Consider the following 1,017-nt stretch of genomic DNA (forward strand, 5'->3'; position numbering starts at 1 on the left):
TCGATGTCGGCTCGTCGCATCCTGGGGCTGGAGTAGGTCCCAAGGGTTGGGCTGTTCGCCCATTAAAGCGGTACGCGAGCTGGGTTTAGAACGTCGTGAGACAGTTCGGTCCCTATCCGCCGCGCGCGTTGGAGACTTGAGGAAGGCTGTCCCTAGTACGAGAGGACCGGGACGGACGAACCTCTGGTGTGCCAGTTGTCCCGCCAGGGGCACGGCTGGTTGGCTATGTTCGGGAGGGATAACCGCTGAAGGCATCTAAGCGGGAAGCCTGTTCCAAGATGAGGTCTCCCACCACCTTCGAGTGGGTAAGGCTCCCAGTAGATGACTGGGTTGATAGGCCGGAGATGGAAGCCCTGTGAGGGGTGGAGTTGACCGGTACTAATAGGCCGAGGGCTTGCCACAACGAGTTGTTCGCATCCACTGTGTGACCCTGAGTCCACAACCGTCCATGTTCCCGGTGATCCGGGGATCGTGGGGTCGGTTTGTGTGCTCGACCCCCGCCTCTTGGGGTTTTCTGGGGGGTGGGGTGATAGTTGGATAGTGTTGTCGGTGGTCATTGCGGTAGGGAAACGCCCGGTCCCATTCCGAACCCGGTAGCTAAGCCTTCCAGCGCCGATGGTACTGTACTCGCCAGGGTGTGGGAGAGTAGGTCGCCGCCGACATTCAACCTCTGAAAGGGGAGTCCGCAACGGTGTAGTAGCCGCTGTGGACTCCCCTTTTTCGTATGTCTGCAGCCGTGTCCGCCTCTCTGTGCGGACCGGTTCGCCCAGTGCGGTCGCCGACCGCGGAAGTGACGGTGTTCGTTTGTACCCTGACCACGTGACGGACGGGGAACGTCCCGGCAACGGCCGGGCAGGCGAGGAGCGCGGTTCGCGCAGCGGGTCGGGATGGTCGCGCGGCGATGACCAGCGGGGACGGCGCCGCGACGGCGACGACCGCACGCGTCGCGACGACCGGGGCAACCGCAGCGGCGGCGACCGTGCGCGCGACGACCGGGGACGTCCGGGCGAGCGCCGC

General features: G+C 64.3%; 2 rRNA genes. Both read left to right on the forward strand.

The features are described 5' to 3' along the window. A 23S ribosomal RNA gene (locus tag GTW08_RS28375) occupies nucleotides 1-402 on the forward strand; the annotation flags it as partial. Between the two features lie 143 nt (nucleotides 403-545). After that, a 5S ribosomal RNA gene (gene rrf, locus GTW08_RS28380) occupies nucleotides 546-662 on the forward strand. The last annotated feature ends 355 nt before the right edge of the window (nucleotides 663-1,017 follow it).

It is taken from the genome of Pseudonocardia sp. SID8383 (assembly GCF_009864975.1).
Classification (GTDB): Bacteria; Actinomycetota; Actinomycetes; order Mycobacteriales; family Pseudonocardiaceae; genus Pseudonocardia; species Pseudonocardia alni.